The 2112-nt window shown below is 40.1% G+C and carries 1 protein-coding gene; it reads left to right on the forward strand.

All coding sequences use genetic code 11. The features are described 5' to 3' along the window. Positions 1–2112, forward strand: a 2112-nt coding sequence (locus tag ACFIL8_RS04675; protein WP_375689022.1) for a type ISP restriction/modification enzyme, incomplete at both ends; no start/stop codon positions are given.

The raw sequence follows: 2112 nt of genomic DNA on the forward strand, positions 1-2112 counted from the left end.
GATTATTGGGAGGATTGGGCGAGCAATATTGCTGAAATTGCTAAGAATCATATCACGCGCTTAACAGGCATTCTGGCAGAGCCAAATACTGAGGCGCGTCAAGCCTTTGACAGGTTTGTGGCAGAACTGCGTGATGACTTAAATGATGCTGTTACAGAAGCTGATGCGATTGAGATGTTGGCACAGCATATTATCACGCGTCCTGTCTTTCAGGTGTTGTTTGAAGGCTATCAGTTCACACGTGAGAATCCTGTCTCGCGTGCTATGCAGCGTATGCTTGATGTGCTTGATGAGGCAAATCTTGATAAGGAATCCAAAGATCTGGAAAAATTTTACGCAAGTGTAAAATTACGAGCCAGTGGCATTACGGATCCAAAAGCAAAACAGAGGTTGATTGTAGAGCTTTATGATAAGTTTTTTCGTTATGCTTTTCCACGCACTGTAGAAAAATTAGGCATTGTTTATACCCCCGTCGAGGTTGTGGATTTTATTTTGCACTCTGTCAATGATGTATTAGAGCAAGAATTTGGGCAAACGCTTGGCTCATCGGGTGTGCACATCATGGATCCCTTTACTGGAACGGGGACTTTTATCACACGGCTTTTACAATCGGGTTTGATAAAACTAGAGGAGATGAAACACAAATTTTGTCGTGAAATTCATGCCAATGAAATCGTGCTTTTAGCCTATTATATTGCAGCCATTAATATTGAGACGACCTATCATGGTCTGATGGGGGGCGATTATGTTCCGTTTGAGGGAATTTGTTTGACCGATACATTCCAGCTTTATGAGCAAGAAAAAGACCTGATCAGTGATTTGCTGGTGGATAACAGTACACGTCGGGCGCACCAGAAGGAACTGGATATTCGTGTTATTGTTGGCAACCCCCCTTATTCTTCTGGACAAAAAAGTGAAAACGACAATGCGCAGAATATTGGCTATCCTAAATTGGATCGTCGCATTCGTGAAACTTATGCTGCTCAATCCAAAGCAAGCAATGTTAATGGACTTTATGACAGTTATATTCGTGCCATTCGTTGGGCAAGTGATCGCATAAAAGACTGTGGTGTTATTGGTTTTGTGACAAATTCAGGTTTTATCAATGGATATTCTACGAGTGGATTACGAAAAGAATTGAATGAAGAATTTTCGAGCATTTATGTTTTCAATTTGCGTGGTGATATTCGCAAAAATATGATGAGCAAAGGAGCTGCTCGAGAAGGGCAAAATGTTTTCGGAAGTGGAAGTATGGCAGGAATCGCTGTGACACTATTTATTAAAAATCCAAATGTCACGGAGCATTGCAAAATTCACTATTACAATATTGGTGATAATCTCACGACAAAGGAGAAATTATCTCAACTTCAGCGGTTGGGTAGTGTTGGCGGTATCAAGCGTGAACACGGCTGGCAGATGATTACGCCAGATGAATATGGCGATTGGCTGAATCAGCGCAACAGTGATTTTAAAAAATTTCTGGCCTTAGGTGATAAGAAAGGCAGTGATAAAAAGCTCTTTGAAACGTTTTCTCGTGGGATTATAACTACTCGCGATGCCTGGGCATATAATTCAAGCCGTGAAAATCTAGCGAAGAATATGCGTAACACGATAACTTTCTATAACAATGAAGTGGAACGTTTTAATAATGTTTATGCGCATTCTGACCGCAAAGCACGTGCAAATGCTGTGAACGATTTTGTTGATACAGATACCCAAAAAATCAGTTGGAGCAGTAGTCTTAAAGAGGAATTGGTAAGAGGAAAGTTTTCTGAATTTGAAAGTAATTGCTTAGTTCAAAGTCTTTATCGTCCTTTTACACAACAATGGCTTTATTATAACCGTACTTTTAACGAAAGAGTATATCAAATGCCGCGTATATTCCCTATGAAGCAAGCGGTTGAAAACAGAGTAATACAAGTTACGGGAGTTGGAGCAAGCAGTGGATTTTCTGTTCTGATGACTAAGAATTTATCTAATCTTCATGCAATGGATACTGGTCAATGTTTTCCACGGTATGTTTATGAAGATGTTGCACCCTTAGGAGCTAAAAAAGGGAATCAGGTTCATTTGTTTGCAAATTTTGCAGAGGAAAGCAAAGAAACTGGTTTA

The organism is Bartonella sp. AP57NXGY (assembly GCF_042195805.1).
In the GTDB taxonomy this organism is placed as follows: domain Bacteria; phylum Pseudomonadota; class Alphaproteobacteria; order Rhizobiales; family Rhizobiaceae; genus Bartonella.